Raw genomic sequence first — 20,042 nt, forward strand, 5'->3', positions numbered from 1 at the left:
GATGCCAACACTTCAGTATCGAACTATAACTGGCTGTTTTCTGATTAATAATAAAAATGAGGTGAGTTTTCTCAGCAAAGTACTGTCGCATCACGTAGAATGCCTGCGATTTTTACCCTACCCACAAGGAATTATTATGCTTAACCCTGTTTTATTGGCGGTATGTATCATGCTTATTTTATCCATGATGCGTATTAATGTTGTTATTGCACTGACTCTCAGTGCTTTAGTTGGAGGTTTAACAGCTGGTTTATCTCTACCTGATACAATATCTGCATTTGAAAGTGGCCTAGGTGGCGGTGCAACTATCGCTTTAAGCTATGCAATGTTAGGTGCGTTTGCTGTCGCAATTTCTAAATCTGGTATTACTGATTTATTATCACAAGGCATTATTAAGCGCCTTAATGGCCAACAGACACAACAAGTGTCAACTACCATCAAATACACAGTGTTTACCGTGATCCTATTGATGACAATTGCGTCGCAAAACGTTATCCCCGTGCATATCGCGTTTATACCTATCTTAATACCGCCGTTACTGGGTGTACTTAATAAATTACGAGTTGATAGACGCTTAGCAGCTTGTATTTTAACTTTTGGTTTAGTAACCCCTTATATGGTGCTGCCGATCGGTTTTGGTGGGATTTTCTTAAATAATATTCTCTTAAAAAACTTACATGATAACGGCTTAGATGTAACAGCATCACAGGTACCTACTGCGATGATTTTACCTGCTATGGGCATGATCGTTGGTTTATTGATTGCCGTCTTTATCAGCTACCGTAAACCACGTATTTACCAAGAAAAAGTCGCAAACTCAAAAGCAGCAGAATTCAAAACACTCAACAAACGCCATATTATTGTTGCATTAGTGGCAATTGTTGCGACTTTAACGGTTCAGTTATTAACAGGTTCTATGATTGTTGGTTCACTCGCCGGATTCAGCGTGTTCACACTCGGTGGTGTTATTGCCTGGAAAGAAACGCATGATGTTTTCACCAAAGGTGTACACATGATGGCAATGATTGGCTTTATCATGATTGCCGCTGCAGGTTTTGCCGCTGTAATGAAAGCAACAGGCAGTGTAGAAACATTAGTAGAAGCATTATCTTCAGGAATTGGTGAGAACAAATCCTTAGCAGCGATATTAATGCTAGTGATTGGATTGTTAGTAACCATGGGTATAGGATCTTCATTCTCAACCATCCCAATCATCGCCACTATTTATGTACCACTGGCGATTGCATTTGGATTTTCTCCAATGGCGATCATTGCACTAGTGGGCACTGCGGCGGCATTGGGCGATGCGGGCTCTCCAGCCTCTGACTCAACATTAGGTCCAACATCTGGCCTTAACGCTGATGGTGAACATGATCATATCCGTGATACTGTTATCCCTACTTTCCTACATTACAATCTACCGTTAATCGCCTTTGGCTGGATAGCGGCAATGACCTTGTAGAGCACACAGAGAAAAAACTGATTAAGAGCCTATTGATGATAGCCATCACGCGATAGCCCTTAACGTAAAAAGGGAAAACCATTGGTTTTCCCTTTTTTGTACATGTATAAATGGATTCATTACCGATAAAGATTAAATAATAACCAGCTCACCTTGTAAGGCACCGGCTTGTTTTAATGCTTCTAATATAGCCATTAAATCACCAGGTGCAAGGCCTACCTCATTAACTGCACGCACTAAATCATTCAAACTAATGCCCGTATCAAATCGAAACATACGGCTATCTTCCTGAGTAACGTTGACAATACTATTTTTAACTACTTCAGTATCACCACCAGCAAATGGGTTTGGTTGCACGACTTCTTTGTTTTCACTAATCGTGACACTAATACCACCATGAGTAATAGCCGTTGGTAATAATCGAACATCTTGTCCTACTACTATTGTACCTGTACGTGAATTAACAATAATCTTTGCCCCTGAACGTGCAGGTCTAAATTCTAAATTTTCTAGTGTTGATAAATAAGAAACACGTTGCGATATATTACGAGGCGCTAATACCTGTACCGACGTTGCATCTAATAAACTTGCTGTATTAGGACCGACTAAATTATTAATCGTATCTGCCATCAATTTTGCCGTAGTAAAATCAGAGTCATGTAAATTAAAAGTAATAGTATCACCCTGTGCAAAAGGAGAGATAACTTCTCGCTCAACAATGGCACCATTTGCAATACGACCAACGGTAGGTGTATTGATCACCACTTTAGAACCGTCAGCACCTTCAGCGCCAAGTCCACCAACAACAAGACTCCCCTGTGCTAGCGCATAAACCTTACCATCAACCCCTTTCAAAAAGGTCTGTAACAACTCCCCCCCACGTAAACTTTTTGCTTCACCAATTGCTGACACAGTGATGTCAATTTTCTGACCTCGTTTAGCAAAAGCTTTTAATTCTGCGGTGATAGCCACTGGCGCAACATTTTTAATTTTTAATGTTTGGCCTTGTGGAATATTGATCCCAAAATTTCTTAACATGGTCGCAAAGGCTTGCTCAGTAAACTTACTGCTTTTTTCACCCGTGCCGGGTAAACCAACCACTAAACCATAACCAACTAATTGGTTGCTTCGAACCCCTTGCACACTGGCAATATCTTTGATTCGCGCCGCATCCGCTGTGTTAGCCAACAGTGATAGGGTTAAACCTAAGCATGCTGAAAAAAAACAGCTCGCTGTTCCTTTTGATGAAAATAGCATATGACTCTCCTTACCTTATCGCTTATGTAAATAATATCGTTTATGCCAATAAATGACTTTTAGAACGGCCAATAAGGCCCGTTAAAGAATGCAGTTAACCAACCTTGGCTTTGTGTGTTAGCAAAGGAGCCTGTACCACCGTATTGAATCCTAGCATTGGCAACATGGGTTGATGAAACTGAGTTATCAGAACTAACATCTTCCGAGCGAATTACCCCACGTATGCGCACAAACTCTTCACCATTATTTAACATCAACCATTTTTCACCGCGAATTTCTAGATTACCATTACTTAAAACGCGTGTTACGTTAACCGTGATACTGCCTTTTAAACTATTGCTTTGGTCTGCACCGGCATCACCAGCAAAACCGCTGTCTTGAGAAATCCCTCCCCCAAAACCAAAACCAGGTACAAGTGAACCACTAGGTAACGTAATATCGTCAACACTCATTTTATAAGAGTTACTTTTATCCAAACTGGTGCCAGCTTGTTTAGTTGCCGAGGTCGATTCTTCTAGATTCACGGTGATAATGTCACCAACGCGATGCGCTTTAATATCTGAATAAAGGTTATTAGCATAACTTTCTTGAAATAAAGACCCTGTTGTGACCACATTTAAGTCCGCTTCAAGCGGTTCTACCGGTGCGTATTCAGGGTCATTCTTCACCTCTTCATTGGGCAGTGAAGTACAACCTACAACGCTAAGTATTGCACATAAGACTATAATATTTCTCATTTTAACCACCTATTTATAACTGTTGGCTAACGTAAGAAAGCATTTCATCAACCGCTGAAATTACTTTTGAGTTCATTTCATAAACACGCTGACTCTCGATCAAATTAACCAGTTCTTCTGTTACGTTAACATTAGACGTTTCTAACATCCCCTGACGAATAAACCCTAATCCGTCGCCGCCTGGTACGCCTTCAATAGGCGCACCGGAAGCCCCTGTTTCTGCATATAAATTTTGTCCTAAAGGCTCTAAACCAGAGGGGTTAATAAAATCATTTACATTTAATTGTCCAACCACTTGGTTTTCGGCTTGACCGGCAATGCTTACCGAGACTTCACCTTCTGCACCGATACTAATTGTTTGTGCATTTTCAGGAATTTGTATTTGCGGCAATAACGGGTAACCAGAACCGGGGGTTACCATGGTTCCTTCTTCATTAAGCATGAATTGGCCATTACGCGTATATGATGAACTTCCATCTGGCATTTCTATTTCAAAAAAACCACGGCCATCAATCATCACATCTAAGGAGTTATTAGTAGTTAATGCATTACCCTGCGTGAAGTTCTTTTGTACAGCGACAACCTTCGCACCAGAACCAATCATTAATCCCGAAGGTAACTTAGTATTTTGTGTTTCATTGGCACCCGGTTGGTTAACGGTTTGATATAACAGATCTTCAAAAATGGCACGACTCTTTTTAAAACCAACGGTACTTGCATTGGCTAAGTTATTTGAAATTGTTGCCACGTTAGTTTGCTGTGCATCTAACCCTGTTTTGCTGATCCATAAAGCGGAATGCATAACCTTTCTCCTTAAAATTCTTTAATAATGCGCAGACTAATGACTTAAGACATTCGAAGTAGAGATTCAGAGCTTTTATCAATCTCTTCAGCTTTTTTCATCATTTTAACTTGCATTTCAAAACTACGTTGTAAGTTAATTAAACTGGTTAACTCACTACTTAAATTAACGTTTGATGACTCTAGAGCACCGTTGGTGACAACCACATCATTTGAAACCTGTAATGGTTGGCCATCAATACGGCGGAATAAACCATCGGAACCCCGCATTAAATCTTTGATATCTGGATTAACTAACTTTAGTTTAGCGATATCTTCCATTCCATCAGCTGGTGCACCTTCAGGACGAACTTCAATCATGCCATCTTTACGAATATTGAATTTTTCAATCGGCATCGGGATATAAATATTATTGCCTGTTTCATCCATGACTTCTTGGCCATTGGCGTCTATTAAAAAGCCTTCTGCGGTGATATTAAAATCACCACTACGTGTTAACCCTTCGTCACCCGCTTCGGATTTAACAACAAACCACCCCTCTCCTTCTACAGCAACATCTAACTCACGACCGGTATCGTGCACAATGCCGCTGTCAAAATTTTGTCCTGGTGATTCGGCAAGCGCAAAGACTCGTGTTGGTAAGCCTTGCCCATGTACTTGCATGCTTCGAGCTTGTTCAAAGCTGGCTTTAAACCCGGTTTTACTGGCATTCGCTAAGTTATTACTGTGAATAGCTAACGCATTCATGGTCTCTTTAGCGCCTGACATTGAAACATAAAGAAAATTATCCATTTTGACTTCCTTAACTATTGACCGCTTATGTAATAACTATGGCAATTGCCGTGCTATTTCTTTTGTTATTGTATTTATATATTCAACGATGCAATCGTTGTGCCAACAAAAGAAAAGTAAAACAGCTGAGCCGTAAATATAACTAAAGTTAGAAACAGGGGAAGATTTAGGTTTTAGATCTTATGTATGGAAATGCGGGAAAACAGGGAAGCTGAAATGCAGAAGCATTTAAATAATATGGACGTTGGCTTTTACATAATAAAAACGCACCGAGAAAGGTGCGTTTTAGGAATGATTAACTAATTTAAAAATTAACGAATTTGTAAAATCGTTTGTTGTAATTCATTACTGATCTCTAATGAACGAGAATTAGCTTGGAAATTACGTTGTGCAGAAATTAAGTCCACCAGCTCAGTCGTTAAATCAACATTAGATTGCTCTAACGCAGCAGAGTTAATGAGACCAAATGAACCTTCGCCCCCTTCTCCTGCGATAGGATCCCCCGAACGTTGTGAAGCAGTCCACTTTGAGCCAGCTTGTGTCAAACCTTGCTCATTACGAAAGCGCACCATAACAACTCGCGCAAGCGGCTCTGATGTGCCATTACTATAAGTGGCTTCAACTAGACCATCATTGCCAATTTCAATACCATTCAAACGACCTACGGTTAAACCATCTTGCTCTAATCCAGTGACCTCGAATGAGGAAGCAAATTGAGTCGGGTTTTTATAAGAAATCGTGATTTCCTGATTCCCATTAGTTCCCGTCGGTAAGGCTCCTGCACCATTCCCATCACCAAGATCTGCACCTAACCTTTCTAGAGTCATTGGGCTAGGATTACTGCCTTGATACGCACCAAAACTATCGAACCGTAATACCGAACCCTCATATACTGTGCCTGAAGCATCAGTAACAGTTGCTGGACTAGTATCAAAATCAGTATCAGCAGGATCGAGAGGATCTAGTGTATCGCCTGTTGTGTATACACCTGCACCAGAAAGAGGAGCAACCGGAATTTTAGTGCCGGTGTCACTTGTAATAGTTACAAAAGAAACCCATTGACTCGTAACCGTCCCATCAGCCGTGGGCTTTGCATTATCAGGTTTTACGTAATAAGTACTCATAACATGTGATTCACCTAGTGAGTCATAAATTGTTACTGATGTTGCATTGTTATAAGTATCTGGATCATCGGGATCAAATTTAGAAAGATCTTTAGCTTCTGCACTTGAGGGTAAATTCAACCCTATTTCCACTGTTGAGGTGGCTACCGGTACACCTGCTGTTTCAGGTATACGAATGGCACTAGTTGTACTTAAACTAACCGATGAGGAAGTCCCATCATCATTAACGGGAAAAGCCTGCAGGTAGTTACCGCTGTTATCAACAATATAATTTTCATCATTTAATTTAAAAGTACCTGCACGTGTATAACTTAAATCTTTATCGCCGATATCACTGGCCGTAGCAAAGAAACCACTACCCGTGATTGCTAAGTCCAATGGATTATCGGTAAATTTTAAACTACCTTGATGGAATTGCTGCGCAACGGCGGCAACGGAAGTACCATCACCCACTTTAGTTGCACTATTAGAAAATAGAGAGTTAGCGTAAACGCTATCGAACTCGGCGCGAGACTCTTTAAAGCCAACGGTATTTACATTTGCAATATTATTTGACGTTGTGTCTAAATCAGTCTGCGCTGCTGCAATTCCGCTTAATGCTACATTAAATGACATAGTGACTTCCTCTTAGTTATATGTTTTCTGCAACTTCAATTGCATCTTTAAGTTCAATTCCGCCTAAACCTTTTAGATTTAAGTAGACGCTAGCAGTTCCACCGCCTAAGCTCACACTTTCTACATGCGCGTAGGAAGCCGTCGTTAATGCTTCACCTTTGCCATTTACCATGCCATTTGCAGCAAATGTATAGGTTCCAGCGGGCGCAGGATCCCCCTGTGAATCTAAACCATCCCAGTCAAAACGTTGATTACCCGCACCAACATCGCCTAAGGCCAGAGTACGGATGATATTACCCGTTTTATCGGTAATGGAGACCGAGGTATTATAAGCTCCGGTTGTCGTTGTTAACGAACCGGAAGCTGTACCACCTTCAGTTAAATAAGTTTGGTCGCTTGGTATTAATACTTTTTTACCCACTAATGATGAGGCTTCTAGTGCTTGGCTAGAGTTTAATACTTCTTTAATACCAGCAAATTCACTGCCCATGGTGGCAATCCCTTCGGCAGTAGTAAACGATGCCATTTGCGCAATCATTTCTGAGTTATCAACGGGAGAAAAAGGGTCTTGATAAGCGAGCTGTTGAGATAATAAAGAGAAAAAATCTTCTTGGCTCAATTGCTGCTCTGCATCGATTTCAGAGTTTGCATTAACCTGTTCTTCGGTTAAAGGCTTTGTAAAATTAAATGATGATGAAGTGATAGTAGTCATCTATATATCCTTACGATTTGCCTAATTGCAATGTACGATTCAACATTTGCTTTGCCGCTTCTGCGATTTGCACGTTAGTTTGATATGAACGAGAAGCACTGATCATATTAGCCATCTCTTCCATCACATTGACATTGGAGTGATAAATAAAACCATTTTCATCGGCTTTAGGGTGATTAGGTGCATATTCCTGATTTAATTCAGCAGTACTTTCAACAATGCCCTGTACCTTGACACCAACACTACTGTCTAAACCACCCATTGCTCTATTTAACTCTGCAGCAAATACAGGGTGCCTCGCTTTATAGGTTTCGTCGATATTACTGCTAACACTGTTTGCATTAGCCAAGTTACTGGCGGTTGTATTTAAGCGTACAGATTGTGCACTCATGCCAGTTCCGGCTACATCTAATACTTTTAATAAACTCATAGTAGTTCCCCTGACATGCTATTATTGGCCTTTGATCGCAGTGCGAAGCCCTGATATTTTACTATTTAAAAAATCTAAACTGGCTTGGTATTCCAAACTATTTTTCATAAACAAATTACGTTCAACTTCTAAATCAACTGTATTACCATCACCCGTATCAGGCTGATTTGTATTACGGAATAACAGACCATTTTGAGCCATTGAAGTTGAGAAGCCTAAATTATGAGCGCTATTGGTACGGTTAAGTGAAACACCTGCACCAGACTTTGCAGCATTGAGTGCGTCTTTAAAGTTAATATCTTTTGCTTTGTAATTAGGTGTATCAGCATTTGAGATATTAGAAGCTAAAATTTCAGTACGACGTGATCGAATACCTAACGTGTGCTGATGCATACCTAATGCTTTTTCAAAGTTAATCGCCATAATTTTCTCCTTTGTTATTACAAATGCAAAGCATGTGCCAAAAAGAAATATTAAAGACAATTAATTAATAAAAAATTAAAACTGTAAGTATTTAATAGTAAAAACAGGAGGATTGAGTGGTTTAACCGATATTAAAGAAGATAGAAAGGTTACATGAGCCCCTTTATTAGCGAATAAAAACGTGAATAATAGAGTTGAATTAATAGACTTGACGCTTTTATAGTAAAGAGGCAAAAACTGCCTCTCTACCAAAAAAGTGGCAAATAAAGACTTACTTGCTTTTTAATTTATAAATAATACCAGGATTACAACGTACCATTTCAAATCGGTCAGTTAATCCATTTAATGACTCAGAAGCACCTAGAATAAGGTATCCACCTGGATTTAAAGCAGTTGCAAACTGATTCAATATTTTTGATTTCACGTCGTTAGCAAAATAGATAAGTACGTTACGGCAAAAAATGATATCAAACTTACCTAACGAACCGTAGCTATCCAATAAATTTAAGCTTTTAAAAGAAGTCAAAGTTTTGACCTCAGGTTTAATTTGCATTTTATTTCCGTCACTGCCTACAGGCACAAAAAACTGATTTTTACGCGTATCTGATAAGCCTCGGGATAGTGCTAAGTTATCATATTCTGCAGCTTTACATTGTGCCAACATCGAATCAGAAATATCAGTACCAATAATTTGTACACTTAAGTTGCTACTAGGTTTACTCTTTTTATACTCTAAAGCCGTCATTGCAATAGAGTAAGCTTCTTGACCAGACGAACTAGCCGATGACCAGATTTTTATATTCTTTTTCGTTTCAAGAAACTCAGGAAATAATTTACTGGTTAATAACTCAAAAGGGTATCGATCTCTAAACCATAGGGTTTCATTGGTCGTCATCGCATCAATAACCATAGTGCGTAATTGACGATTTCGAATACCCATTGCTTGCTCTATCAGTTCAGTTAAGCTTTCCAGTTTAAACTCAGTCACTAATGGCAATAAACGACTTTTAACAAGGTACTGCTTGTTATCGCCCAACACAATGCCACATTGTACTTCTAAAAAACTAGCAAACTGCTTATAGGTGGTATCAGAAATAGTTCTCACTAATTATTACTCGCTTTTAATTGTTGTATAGAGGGCATGGCAAACTTTAAAATATTAACCATCAAGGCCAATGAAAAATAATAGCTGACAAAATAATTATCAGCTATTTCAAATGAAACAGTTTTAACGTGTTTTGCTCAGAAAATATTATTTTACACCCAAATTAATAACTTTCTGCACTGCTGACGCTAATTCATCAGGATTGAATTTGGCGATAAAATCATCAGCCCCCACTTTCTCAACCATCGCTTGATTAAAGACACCACTTAATGAAGTATGCAATATAATATGCAAGTCTTTCAAGTCAGGGTGAGACTTTACTTCAGCAGTTAAGGTATATCCATCCATTTCTGGCATTTCTACATCTGAAATCATCAATGCATATTTTTCAATCACGGGCTGTGTCTTAGCGACTTCTTTTAAGAAATTCAACGCTTCTTTACCATCCTTAACAAGGTCACACTCAATACCAAGCGCGGAAAGAGCACGTTGAATTTGTTTACGTGCAACTGACGAGTCATCTGCCACTAAAATACGTTTATTCTTCATCTCTTCCATCGGCAACTGGGCGATCACTTCCGCCGTAACTTCGGTATCGACAGGCGCAATTTCATCTAGAATTTTTTCAACATCTAAAATTTCTACAAGAGATCCATCAATTTCAGTAACCGCTGTTAAGTAATTGTAACGACCAACACCATTTGGTGGTGGTAGAATGTTTTCCCAGTTGATATTAATAATACGCTCAACCGACCCCACTAAAAAACCTTGGATGGAGCGGTTGTATTCTGTAATGATAATAAATCTATCCTGAATATCTTGTATTGCACGTCCCCCCGTTGCAAGATTCATATCAATAATAGAAATTGTCTGACCTCGCACATGGGCGATACCGCGAATAGCGGGATGCAATTTAGGTAAAGCAGTAAGTGGGGGGCACTGTAAGACTTCTCTTACTTTGAATACGTTAATACCATAACGTTGAATACCACCTAACTTAAAAAGCAGTAACTCAAGTCTATTTTGACCTACCAACTGAGTACGTTGATTAACCGAGTCTAAAACACCTGCCATATTCTGTTCCTTTTTGTTATGGTTGCTAGCTATGATTATTTTTTATAAAAATACTATAATCTTTAATAATGCATCAGCAATATAAAAATTCACTTACACGAGGTGAGCAAATTGATTCGATTTATTTTAATTGCCCTAAGTCTAGGCACTTCTTACAGTTTTGCAGACTCTAATTACTCAAAAGAGATAGAAAAATTTGCAGAGGCTCTAGTTTTTGATAAATATCAACAAAGTTTTGAACTAACGGGCGAAAAAAAACTTTATATCAAAGCGATTGAATTATCATCTCGACAAACTTTTGCCATTTGTACAGAGCCATTACAAGGACATATTGTAGGCGATAAAATCAAAAGAAAAACCGCCGTCAAAGTATCTTGCCTAGGAGAAAGTAAGTGGGACACTTATATTCGTGTCAAAGTACAAACTTTAATTCCATTAATTGTCACTCGACATTCTTTAAACAAAGGAGAAATGTTAAAAGATGACAATATTAAACGTATTTATAAAGCACAATCTCAAGTGCGAGGTAGTACGTTCAGCAGCACAGAATCGCTAACCGGTGTTCGCTTAAAAAGAAACGTATCATCAAAGAAAAGTATTCGCCACAAAGATATTTGTTACGTTTGCGAGAATGATAAAGTGACAATTACCGCAAACCAAAATGGCTTAGTAATAAAAGCCTCGGGTATTGCGTTAACTGATGGTAATATAGGCAGTACTGTAAGAGTGAAAAATGCACGTACACAACGTGTCGTTGTAGGTACTGTTTATGCACTCAAAGAAGTACATGTAACTTTTTAAAAAAGTCACCATTTTAGCTAAAGTTATCCATATTCCTGCCGATACCTTAACTATGTAGACTAATTGGAACACGATTATGAGTATAAACATCAACCGTCAAACGCCTCAGAGCAAGCTTTCTGTTGAGCAACATAAAACTCAAAAACAGAGTGAGACAAACGCCGCAGATAATAAAACGGCAGTTAGCTCAAGCAAGGACTCTGTACAATTGACTTCACAGGCATTAAATTTAAATAAAATGCAAACATCAAGTGAGTCCCAGGTAAATATGAAACGTGTAGAAACATTGAAAGCGGCGATATTAAACGGTGACTATAAAATTAATACTGAGCAGTTAGCGGAAAAGCTAGGTAAATTTGAAGCTGATTTTAGCAAAGCCTTTTCAAGCTAATACATACACTTAAAAGAATAAAAAATGCTAACAAAACAACTATCAGAGCTATCAGAAACAATTCAAGCATTACATGATTTGCTTGATGAAGAGAAAAACTGTTTAAAAGAAAAGTCATTTGTAGGACTTAACACTTTGTTGTTTAACAAACAGAAGTTATTACAAAATATTAATAGCTATAACAAGCAGATCAGTACGCCAGAAAATTTAACTATTATCCAGCAAGATCCTGAACTTGTGACGCTACAAGGTGAAATTCAAACTAACCTACAGCTTTGCCAAAAAAATAATGCAATTAACGGTCGGTTAATAGAATTAAGCATGAAAAGTAACAAGCATTTGATGCAAATACTGACACAAGCCAAAGGTAAAAACAGTGTCACTTACGATCAAAAAGGATTGCTCAGTGGCGGAAGTTTATTAGGTAAAAATATTGAAGCGTAATATAAGTATCTAGCTCTCTCTTAGTTAATCAAAGCCCACTCTAATTAAACACTCCAAGTCTCCCTGAACTAGCTATTCTAAACATCGCTTTGCTAAGCGTGCAATATAATAGCCGATGTAAAAATCACTTCGCAACACAGGCCTAAACGATAACGCTAAGTTTAATTAATGATTCTAAGATTAATTAGTAACGCCCCTTAGACCTCAATTAAAACAATCAACCAGATTTGACAATAAAGCGAACCACCACCTTTCAACATACGTCTATCATAAAGTTTCTATAATTTCGCTTTAAAACTAATAATAAACTTGGCTTTGCACTTTGATCACCGCTTCATTATCTGCAAATTCAGCATCTTTTAAGAATGGGAGAGTTTTCATATTAAGCCCTAACTCAGTAATGTACAAATCATCTTCATGATACGTCCGAAGCACTTTAGCACCTCTCACTAAACCTTTAACCTTTCCTTTTATGCCATTACTTTGTAGCTGATATTCCTTCACACTATTTTCAGACGTTAACATAACACCATAGACCTGCTCTGCTAATTCTTTATAGGCTTCTAACTTAGAAGCTTTGATTGCATTAAGCATTTTAATATCATCCGTAGCGCCCTTCTGTGCATCCATTGTCGCGTACCCTACTGCGACAAATTCATATTCTTCAACAGCTTCTGTAGGCATAGTATTGAGACTACAGGCAGATAAAAATAACACAGCGACCGATATCGGTAATATTGTGATTAAACGGCTATAGTAATTTTTTATGAGCATTATAGGCTCCTTTTTCATAAGTAATTAGAAAAGGTCATTTGCCCCTTCCTCAGCTGATTTAACATTGATGCTTTAATATTGACGCTTTATCATTGATGCATTAATTAAAGCAATAAGCATACCTATATTAATAAAGTAATAGATTAATAAATAATACCGATAATCAGGTTTATAGATATCAGAAGTAATCGGCAAAAAAAAACAGACCGAAGTCTGCTTATAACAATGCTGGCACATTGCTTTTATTCCACTAAACGAACCAATGCATTACTTTCATTACGCTGGCTATTGCGAGAGATAAACTGTTTAGGACGATAGTCATAGCGACCACCTACAAATATATTATGTGGGATAAAGGCGCTACTTGTTGACTCAACAACACTACTGGCGGCGTTTACTATACGTACATTTACAATCACACCTTCTTCGTTACGAGACATAGTTCCTGTGAGTATACGAGTAACATCTACATTATTATTTAGTTTTTTCCAGTTCCTAGAGATAGCAAACTCACCATCTTCAGTGACTTGAATATTACCTGTTAATTTAAAATCTATAACACGTAGCTTTCTAATATGTAATTCATGAATGAATTGTTCTGAAATAGTTTGACCTAACCAACTCGTATTTTGGTGATTATTCAAATCAACTAATGAAGTTAATGCAATCGCCGAATTTTGGAATTGATATTCGTAATTATAAAGTAACTGATCTGCCATTTTACTGACAACTTCAGACAATATGAGTGATTTTTTGCCATTGAAGGTATACAAATGACCATACCCATTGGAATCCGTTTGAACGTCAGCTTGGTCACTGCCTTCGCTATCAGGTCTATTGTTACTATATGAGTGAGCAACATAATAATAAAGGTAATCTTCACTCGCACGTCTTTCCTGCTCTATTTGCTGTAATCGAGCTTGTTCTTTAATTTCAACCTCATCAGCAGAGGGAGTTGCCGCAGTAGAGCAACCTTGCAACATAAGAAGTAATGTAGAAATAACAAATAGCGTTTTCATGAAAGCCTGCCTCGATAAGAAATTTTTATACTAAATAAGTTATCGGTTAAACTTCAAAAAACTTTAATACAAATTTATTAAAAAGGATTATCAAACAGGTAAATGTAAAGTTGGTTTATATTTTGCTTATCAATAGATAGCCATAAGATACAGCAACATTAAAGCGCTTTATGAAAATATATGGCAACACTTTTAATTACCTTAGCAAGCAGGCGAGAATGTCATGAAAAAAGTTGTCTTTATTTTATTACTAATATCATCTATTAATGCCTCTGCACAATGGTTTCAAGCAAGTGCGAATGCCTCCATTATAAATGATGATATTGGACAGGCTCGTGAGCAAGCAATTAAAAAAGCTGTAAAAGATGCCTTATTATTTTCCGGAGGAGCAATATCGAGTTTGCAGCAAGTAAATCAAGGGGTTTTAGTTGAAAATAAGTTAATTCTTAATTCTGGTGGTGAGATTAAAGCCTTAAAAATCATCGAAGAAACGCAAAAAAATAAATTATTAACCGTCAGCATTAAAGTCAATATCGTTGCAAGAGAGGAACAATGTATTGGCAGCCAATTTCCAAAATCAATCGTCATCAGTCGTTTTGCAATGAACGTACCGCAACATACAGTTGATGGTCAAATTTATGACTTACATAAAAAAGTAAGCGAAACTTTTTTTAATCAATTGTCTCTTAGTCCTAATTTATTCAATATTCGTCGCTATATCGACACGCCATTAAAATTAGGTGAAAAATATAATAATAGAAATTTAACAAATACATTAAGCAGTCTCTCCGCTCAAACAGATAGTCAATTTGTTATATTTGGGGAAGTTAATGATTTATCCGTTAAATTTGAAAGCAAAAATTCATTGACGTACTGGGTAAGTAATCCGGATCGACATTTTTATATGACCGTTTATCTATATGATGCATTTCAAGGGCAATTACTGTTCAGCAAGCAGTATCGCCAAAGTACGTCATGGCAATATGGTAAAGAAGAGTATGCAGATTTAAACAGTAAACAATTCTGGGATTATCAATATGGACAAGCTATTTTAACTAGCTTAGCCCAGGCCAATACAGATATATCACAACATATACAGTGCGTCATTCCTAAAGCTCGGGTGATAGCAGTGACCAGTGATAGCGTACAAATAAACTTAGGTATAAAAAATGGTCTACAGCCGGGAACAATCATTGAACTCGCTTACGCAAGTAATTTTAAAGATCAATTTGGTATCGAGAGACAATCAGCAACTACCTCTGCACAAGCAATGAAGGTAGTTGAAGTTTATGCTGATAGTGCAGTACTGAGCACTTTAGATGAATATCCCTTAAGTAATATTCAAATCAATGATATTGCTACTATTAAATCAATACAGTAATTATGTATAATGAACGCGTATTAGATAAGTACTAACTTATATAATATAATCAATATATTAGTCTCTCTATAGCTCAACAGGATAGAGCACCCGCCTCCTAAGCGGATGATCGGGGTTCGAGTCCCTGTGGGGAGACCATTGATACTAATCTTACTTTCTGCAAATATACCAATATAATAGTTCCCATGCCCTCTTATTGTTCATTGTAATATGTCATAGATAAGGCCTTAAAAAATGAATCAATCCCATTTATCAAAATAGATAATCAATAATCAGCAATACCCATAGAAATATTCTACATATAAAACAACAGCTTACATATACATTTATTTTCCATTATTTTTTGTTAGGTCACATATTTGTACTATAATGAATCGTTACTCAATGAAAGTGCAGAGGGAACATGGAATCAAATAGACAAAAAAGTTTATTAGCTCATCAGAATAATATCTTATCCAAGATAGCATTAGGAGAGTCTCTCAATGATATTTTTGATGATATTTGTTTAGCGATTGAAGATATTATTGATGATAAATCTGCGAAATGTTCCATTTTATCACTCAATGCCGATCGGCTATTCCATTGTGCAGCTCCAAGTATGGATCCAAAATATTCTGAAATAATAAACGGAATAAAAATTGGTGATGCAGTCGGGTCATGTGGTACTGCTGCATACCGGAATTCACGAATTATCGCAGAGAACATCGAAACATCCCTGTTATGGCAAGACTTTAAAGAAATAGCGATCCAATTTAATCTTAAGTCATGCTGGTCTACTCCTATCACCTCTTCACAATCAATCGTGCTTGGGTCATTTGCTATTTATCATGACCACCCTAAAACACCTTCAAAAAAAGACTTAGAGTTGATTGATTATTTTGTGAATTTTTCAAGTATTGCATTAGAGAAATTACAACACTCAAGTAAAGTAGAAAAATTAATTAATGATCTCGAGGTCAGCAACAAAAAACTTAATGCATTTACCAAGGTCATGCCAGATCCAGCTCTGATTTTAAATGAGGATGGTCTCTATCTAGATGTTTATGGCTCATCTGAAGATTTACTTGCCTATTCGGTAGATAAATTAATTAATAAAAATGTAAATGATATTTTACCTAAAAAGTACGCAGCCCCTATTATGGCCATAATCAAAAAAACACTTTCCAGCAATGAAGTTCAAGTATTTGAGTACGAGCTTGAAGTGAAAAAAGGAATTGTAATTTTTGAAGGGAGAACGACCCCTATTATTTATGACCAACCAGGTGCGCCACCTCAAAAGCATGTACTTTGGGTGACAAGAGATATTACCCTTCGTAAAAAAGCAGAAAAAGAAATAGAAAAATTAGCTTACTATGACCCACTTACTAACCTACCAAACAGACGATTACTCACAGAACGACTCACACGCTGTGTTGAAAGAATAAAACGTACGCATAAAGCCGGAGCTTTATTATTTTTAGATATAGATAACTTTAAAAGAATTAATGACTCATTAGGTCACAGTGCAGGTGATGAACTGTTAATTGAGATGGCAAGAAGATTAGGTTCTGTGGTACGTGCCGCTGATACTTTAGCAAGAATTGGAGGTGATGAGTTTGTTATTTTACTTGAATATATTGGTGAAAATAATAAGCATGCCACTAACGAAGCCGCTATAGTCGCACAAAAATTACAACAAGTATTTTATGATAAATTTCAAATTGGAGCCTTAGCTTTTCAGGTAAGTGGCAGTATTGGAATTTGTTTGATTGAAAACGCCAACTCAAACGTAGAAAATATTTTAAAGTTTGCAGACACCGCCATGTATCGAGCTAAAGTAAAAGGAGGAAACAGTTATAGTTTCTATGATTCTCGTTTGCAAACATTGCTTGAAAAACAAACAAAGTTAGAAACCGATATTATTAGGGCAATCGACAACAATGAGTTTTGTGCTTACTTTCAACCACAAGTAGATATTGCAGGGTTAATAACAGGTGGCGAAGCGTTGATCCGTTGGAAGCACCCTATTAAAGGACTTATCGCTCCCAATGAATTCATTCCTATTGCAGAGCAATTTGGTTTGATTCAAAAACTACAAAATATAGTTTTACAAGATATATGTTGCTTAATTAACCAATTGGTCGATAACAATGTTGTCGATGACACATTCAATCTTTCAATTAATATCAGTCAAAATCAATTTAACTCCTCAACCTTGAAAACCGAACTACTTAGCATTGTTAATAAGTTTAATGTTCACCCCTCTAGAATTAAATTAGAAATAACAGAATCTATGTTGGCTCATGATCCTCTACATACAGTGCAACAAATGGAAGAGTTAAAAGCAATAGGGTTTACTTTCTCAATTGATGATTTTGGCACAGGGTATTCTTGTTTATCACATTTACATGCATATCCAGTTAAAGAGTTAAAAGTAGATAAAAGCTTTATTGATAACATTTCAGATCATGCCTCAGGTTTAAGTATTGTTGAAGCAATTATCAATTTGGCTAAAAATTTAGACATAACGGTGGTTGCAGAGGGAGTCGAAACACAACAACAATTCAACATCTTAAAAGCGATGCATATTGATGCTATACAAGGTTACCTAATTGCTAAGCCGATGCCTTTTGAGCACTATTTAAAATGGCACAAACAATACTTAATTTCCCCAGAATGTTTTAGTAACTAATTAAATATTTAGTAGATTTTATAGCATAATTCTAAGGAGCAAGCATATAAATCTCCTTCATTAGTCATACTTAAAAGATTGTTAATATTTATTTATATCACCTTAAAAATAAAAAATAGGAGCCCCCTTCCTTACCATAGATAATATGTTTGAAATAAAGAGTAGCAGCCAAGAATTTTCTAGTCATATCGTAATACATTAAATAACCGTTTAACTTCACATTGCTGACTATTTTTTAAGCATTAACTAACCTGAGTCAATAATAAAAAACTAACTGTACCTATAATTTACAAAAATATTTAAAGTGAGAATGATTAATGAGTAAAGAAAGGTTATTTGGCGAACATGAAATACTGCTATCTACGACAGATTTAGATAGCCATATAAAATATGCAAATAAAAATTTTTGCGATATAGCAGGTTACTCATTAGCAGAGTTACAAGGTAATCCTCATAATATGATCCGTCATCCAGATATGCCTCCCGCAGCATTTAAAAATCTATGGCAATTTATACAATCAGGTCAATCATGGATGGGGCCAGTAAAAAACTTATGCGCTAATGGAGATTATTATTGGGTTAATGCATTTGTTACCCCAATAAGAGATGAGCAAGGTAAAGTATATGAGTATCAATCGATAAGAACGAAACCTGACCGTGAAGTTGTTGATAGGGCGGAGCAAGTCTACAAAAAAATAAATCAGGGTAAATTACCTTGGCAATTAAAATTTAGTGTTGATCTCACTTTTTGGTTTCAACTATTTATAACGGTTTCATTGTTATATTCATTATGGATTGCTGCTTTCACCCAACTTAATTTATTACTTAGTTTACCAATGGTATTAATTTCACTGGTATTCAATATTGTTTTTTTTAGCTGGCGTTTAAAATTTAAAAAATTAATAAAACAAGCCAAATCTGTTTTTGACAACCCGTTAATGAGCTTTATCTATTCCGGTAATAATAATGTAATCAGTGCGATTACACTTGCTTTAGAAATGCGAGAAGCAGAACTTAAAGCGGTGGTTGGAAGAGTATGTGATGTATCAGATACTCTTTCAGAAATGGCGAATGAATCATCTCAATCTGGACTAGATATTTCAGCTATTCTATCTCAGCAAAATAATGAAACAGAGCAAGTCGCTACCGCGGTGAATGAGATGTCCACGACAATACAAGACCTAGCTTTAGTTATTGATAGTGCTGCACAAGCATCTAAAACAGGGTTAGAACTTAGCCATCATGGTCAGAAGATGGTTCAGAGTAATATTAATGCTAATAATAATTTATCCGTACAGTTAGGCGAGGTGGATCAAGCGATTAATCGCTTAGTTAATGCGTCTAAGTCAATTGAAGCTGTCTTAAATGAAATTAGTAGTATTGCAGATCAAACTAATTTACTTGCACTGAATGCTGCTATTGAAGCAGCACGAGCAGGCGATCAAGGTAGAGGTTTCTCAGTTGTTGCTGATGAGGTCCGCGCTTTAGCAATTCGTACTCAACAGTCAACCAATGAAGTGAATTCATTATTGATGCAATTAAATTCAGAGTCTAACTTTGCAAATAAAGCCATGAAAAAAGGCTCAGAACTCTCTGATAATTGTGTACAGCTTTCTGCCGAAACTGGCAATTCGTTAGACAAAATAATATTGGAAGTCGGTGAATTAACGAACCTTAATATTCATACCATTCCGCATAATTAGTTGATCAGACTCATCCAATCTCTAGTACACATTTTTATGACTCTTTGACTATCACTGACAAAGTCATTCCACGCATCACAAACAGCATCTACAATTGATTCATAGCCATTAAAACAACGATTAGCTAAATGATGCTGACGCAACCAACTCCATACTTGTTCTATTGGGTTTAATTCTGGTGAGTATGGAGGAAGCTTAATAATGCTCACCTTATTAATGTTGATAGCAAGATCTTCTGTATGCCAACCTGCCCCATCCATAATAATAACTGCATGTCGATCTTCGGCGGTATTCATCGATATTTGTTTAAGGTGAGCATGCATAAT

20 protein-coding genes and 1 tRNA gene are annotated in these 20,042 nt (G+C 36.9%); 8 read left to right on the forward strand and 13 right to left on the reverse strand.

The features are described 5' to 3' along the window. Positions 1-136 precede the first annotated feature (136 nt). Positions 137-1,462, forward strand: coding sequence for a Na+/H+ antiporter family protein (locus tag H592_RS0109265; RefSeq protein ID WP_028868527.1), 1,326 nt, complete (start codon positions 137-139; stop codon positions 1,460-1,462). Positions 1,463-1,594: 132 nt separating this feature from the next. Here the strand turns inward: H592_RS0109265 and H592_RS0109270 are convergent, their stop codons facing one another. The 10 genes from H592_RS0109270 to H592_RS0109315 all read right to left on the reverse strand — a co-directional run bounded on the left by H592_RS0109270 (position 1,595) and on the right by H592_RS0109315 (position 10,532). Further along, positions 1,595-2,719, reverse strand: a complete 1,125-nt coding sequence (locus H592_RS0109270; protein WP_037071458.1) for a flagellar basal body P-ring protein FlgI — start codon at positions 2,717-2,719, stop codon at positions 1,595-1,597. 59 nt (positions 2,720-2,778) lie between these two features. After that, on the reverse strand, positions 2,779-3,456 hold the full coding sequence (gene flgH, locus H592_RS0109275; protein ID WP_028868529.1) for a flagellar basal body L-ring protein FlgH: 678 nt from the start codon (positions 3,454-3,456) through the stop codon (positions 2,779-2,781). A gap of 13 nt (positions 3,457-3,469) precedes the next feature. After that, on the reverse strand, positions 3,470-4,258 hold the full coding sequence (gene flgG, locus H592_RS0109280) for a flagellar basal-body rod protein FlgG (protein WP_028868530.1): 789 nt from the start codon (positions 4,256-4,258) through the stop codon (positions 3,470-3,472). Between the two features lie 44 nt (positions 4,259-4,302). Then, on the reverse strand, positions 4,303-5,049 hold the full coding sequence (locus H592_RS0109285) for a flagellar basal body rod protein FlgF (RefSeq protein ID WP_028868531.1): 747 nt from the start codon (positions 5,047-5,049) through the stop codon (positions 4,303-4,305). Between the two features lie 311 nt (positions 5,050-5,360). After that, positions 5,361-6,788 (reverse strand): flagellar hook protein FlgE, encoded by a 1,428-nt coding sequence (gene flgE, locus H592_RS0109290; RefSeq protein ID WP_028868532.1) that lies wholly within the window; start codon positions 6,786-6,788, stop codon positions 5,361-5,363. Between the two features lie 16 nt (positions 6,789-6,804). Further along, positions 6,805-7,500 (reverse strand): flagellar hook assembly protein FlgD, encoded by a 696-nt coding sequence (locus H592_RS0109295; protein WP_028868533.1) that lies wholly within the window; start codon positions 7,498-7,500, stop codon positions 6,805-6,807. 10 nt (positions 7,501-7,510) lie between these two features. After that, entirely contained in the window at positions 7,511-7,930 is a 420-nt protein-coding gene (gene flgC / locus H592_RS0109300) for a flagellar basal body rod protein FlgC (protein ID WP_028868534.1), read from the reverse strand. A 21-nt stretch (positions 7,931-7,951) separates the two neighbouring features. Beyond that, a complete protein-coding gene (flgB, locus tag H592_RS0109305) occupies positions 7,952-8,353 on the reverse strand; it encodes a flagellar basal body rod protein FlgB (protein WP_028868535.1) in 402 nt (133 codons plus the stop codon). A 271-nt stretch (positions 8,354-8,624) separates the two neighbouring features. Beyond that, entirely contained in the window at positions 8,625-9,458 is an 834-nt protein-coding gene (locus H592_RS0109310; protein ID WP_028868536.1) for a CheR family methyltransferase, read from the reverse strand. Between the two features lie 147 nt (positions 9,459-9,605). Then, positions 9,606-10,532, reverse strand: coding sequence for a chemotaxis protein CheV (locus tag H592_RS0109315; RefSeq protein WP_028868537.1), 927 nt, complete (start codon positions 10,530-10,532; stop codon positions 9,606-9,608). 102 nt (positions 10,533-10,634) lie between these two features. Here H592_RS0109315 and flgA point away from each other — a divergent pair, with 102 nt between their 5' ends. The 3 genes from flgA to flgN all read left to right on the forward strand — a co-directional run bounded on the left by flgA (position 10,635) and on the right by flgN (position 12,168). Continuing rightward, positions 10,635-11,333, forward strand: a complete 699-nt coding sequence (flgA, locus tag H592_RS0109320; protein WP_245600397.1) for a flagellar basal body P-ring formation chaperone FlgA — start codon at positions 10,635-10,637, stop codon at positions 11,331-11,333. 76 nt (positions 11,334-11,409) lie between these two features. Then, a complete protein-coding gene (gene flgM, locus H592_RS0109325; protein WP_028868539.1) occupies positions 11,410-11,724 on the forward strand; it encodes a flagellar biosynthesis anti-sigma factor FlgM in 315 nt (104 codons plus the stop codon). A gap of 24 nt (positions 11,725-11,748) precedes the next feature. Further along, positions 11,749-12,168 (forward strand): flagellar protein FlgN, encoded by a 420-nt coding sequence (gene flgN, locus H592_RS0109330; protein ID WP_028868540.1) that lies wholly within the window; start codon positions 11,749-11,751, stop codon positions 12,166-12,168. A 297-nt stretch (positions 12,169-12,465) separates the two neighbouring features. Here flgN and H592_RS21920 read toward each other — a convergent pair whose 3' ends face one another. Together H592_RS21920 and H592_RS0109340 are read right to left on the reverse strand one after the other, a co-directional pair. Further along, positions 12,466-12,942 carry an LPP20 family lipoprotein gene (locus H592_RS21920; protein ID WP_051369108.1) on the reverse strand — a complete coding sequence of 159 codons (477 nt, stop codon included), beginning with the start codon at positions 12,940-12,942 and terminating at the stop codon, positions 12,466-12,468. A 242-nt stretch (positions 12,943-13,184) separates the two neighbouring features. Further along, positions 13,185-13,961: a FlgO family outer membrane protein gene (locus H592_RS0109340; protein ID WP_028868542.1), complete on the reverse strand. Its 777-nt coding sequence runs from the start codon at positions 13,959-13,961 to the stop codon at positions 13,185-13,187. Between the two features lie 223 nt (positions 13,962-14,184). Here H592_RS0109340 and H592_RS0109345 point away from each other — a divergent pair, with 223 nt between their 5' ends. From H592_RS0109345 to H592_RS21925, 4 genes are all read left to right on the forward strand, one after another. After that, a complete protein-coding gene (locus tag H592_RS0109345; protein ID WP_028868543.1) occupies positions 14,185-15,342 on the forward strand; it encodes a flagellar assembly protein T N-terminal domain-containing protein in 1,158 nt (385 codons plus the stop codon). 62 nt (positions 15,343-15,404) lie between these two features. Beyond that, positions 15,405-15,480, forward strand: a tRNA-Arg gene (locus tag H592_RS0109350). A gap of 265 nt (positions 15,481-15,745) precedes the next feature. Then, positions 15,746-18,013 carry a sensor domain-containing phosphodiesterase gene (locus H592_RS0109355; protein WP_028868544.1) on the forward strand — a complete coding sequence of 756 codons (2,268 nt, stop codon included), beginning with the start codon at positions 15,746-15,748 and terminating at the stop codon, positions 18,011-18,013. Between the two features lie 317 nt (positions 18,014-18,330). Beyond that, positions 18,331-19,716 carry a methyl-accepting chemotaxis protein gene (locus H592_RS21925; RefSeq protein ID WP_051369109.1) on the forward strand — a complete coding sequence of 462 codons (1,386 nt, stop codon included), beginning with the start codon at positions 18,331-18,333 and terminating at the stop codon, positions 19,714-19,716. On the opposite strand, the gene H592_RS0109365 is transcribed toward H592_RS21925, so the two are convergent. Further along, on the reverse strand, positions 19,713-20,042 hold a 330-nt coding region (locus tag H592_RS0109365), incomplete at its 5' end, for a transposase (protein WP_028868545.1). The genes H592_RS21925 and H592_RS0109365 overlap by 4 nt on opposite strands.

The sequence above is a fragment of the Psychromonas arctica DSM 14288 genome (assembly GCF_000482725.1).
In the GTDB taxonomy this organism is placed as follows: domain Bacteria; phylum Pseudomonadota; class Gammaproteobacteria; order Enterobacterales; family Psychromonadaceae; genus Psychromonas; species Psychromonas arctica.

What these genes read in the sequence shown, in the direction of transcription:
- H592_RS0109265 (WP_028868527.1), top strand. Translation starts at nt 137, where the DNA reads ATGCTTAACCCTGTTTTATTGGCGGTATGTATCATGCTTATTTTATCC.
- H592_RS0109270 (WP_037071458.1), bottom strand. Translation starts at nt 2,719, where the DNA reads ATGCTATTTTCATCAAAAGGAACAGCGAGCTGTTTTTTTTCAGCATGC.
- flgH (WP_028868529.1), bottom strand. Translation starts at nt 3,456, where the DNA reads ATGAGAAATATTATAGTCTTATGTGCAATACTTAGCGTTGTAGGTTGT.
- flgG (WP_028868530.1), bottom strand. Translation starts at nt 4,258, where the DNA reads ATGCATTCCGCTTTATGGATCAGCAAAACAGGGTTAGATGCACAGCAA.
- H592_RS0109285 (WP_028868531.1), bottom strand. Translation starts at nt 5,049, where the DNA reads ATGGATAATTTTCTTTATGTTTCAATGTCAGGCGCTAAAGAGACCATG.
- flgE (WP_028868532.1), bottom strand. Translation starts at nt 6,788, where the DNA reads ATGTCATTTAATGTAGCATTAAGCGGAATTGCAGCAGCGCAGACTGAT.
- H592_RS0109295 (WP_028868533.1), bottom strand. Translation starts at nt 7,500, where the DNA reads ATGACTACTATCACTTCATCATCATTTAATTTTACAAAGCCTTTAACC.
- flgC (WP_028868534.1), bottom strand. Translation starts at nt 7,930, where the DNA reads ATGAGTTTATTAAAAGTATTAGATGTAGCCGGAACTGGCATGAGTGCA.
- flgB (WP_028868535.1), bottom strand. Translation starts at nt 8,353, where the DNA reads ATGGCGATTAACTTTGAAAAAGCATTAGGTATGCATCAGCACACGTTA.
- H592_RS0109315 (WP_028868537.1), bottom strand. Translation starts at nt 10,532, where the DNA reads ATGGCAGGTGTTTTAGACTCGGTTAATCAACGTACTCAGTTGGTAGGT.
- flgM (WP_028868539.1), top strand. Translation starts at nt 11,410, where the DNA reads ATGAGTATAAACATCAACCGTCAAACGCCTCAGAGCAAGCTTTCTGTT.
- flgN (WP_028868540.1), top strand. Translation starts at nt 11,749, where the DNA reads ATGCTAACAAAACAACTATCAGAGCTATCAGAAACAATTCAAGCATTA.
- H592_RS21920 (WP_051369108.1), bottom strand. Translation starts at nt 12,942, where the DNA reads ATGCTCATAAAAAATTACTATAGCCGTTTAATCACAATATTACCGATA.
- H592_RS0109340 (WP_028868542.1), bottom strand. Translation starts at nt 13,961, where the DNA reads ATGAAAACGCTATTTGTTATTTCTACATTACTTCTTATGTTGCAAGGT.
- H592_RS0109345 (WP_028868543.1), top strand. Translation starts at nt 14,185, where the DNA reads ATGAAAAAAGTTGTCTTTATTTTATTACTAATATCATCTATTAATGCC.
- H592_RS0109355 (WP_028868544.1), top strand. Translation starts at nt 15,746, where the DNA reads ATGGAATCAAATAGACAAAAAAGTTTATTAGCTCATCAGAATAATATC.
- H592_RS21925 (WP_051369109.1), top strand. Translation starts at nt 18,331, where the DNA reads ATGAGTAAAGAAAGGTTATTTGGCGAACATGAAATACTGCTATCTACG.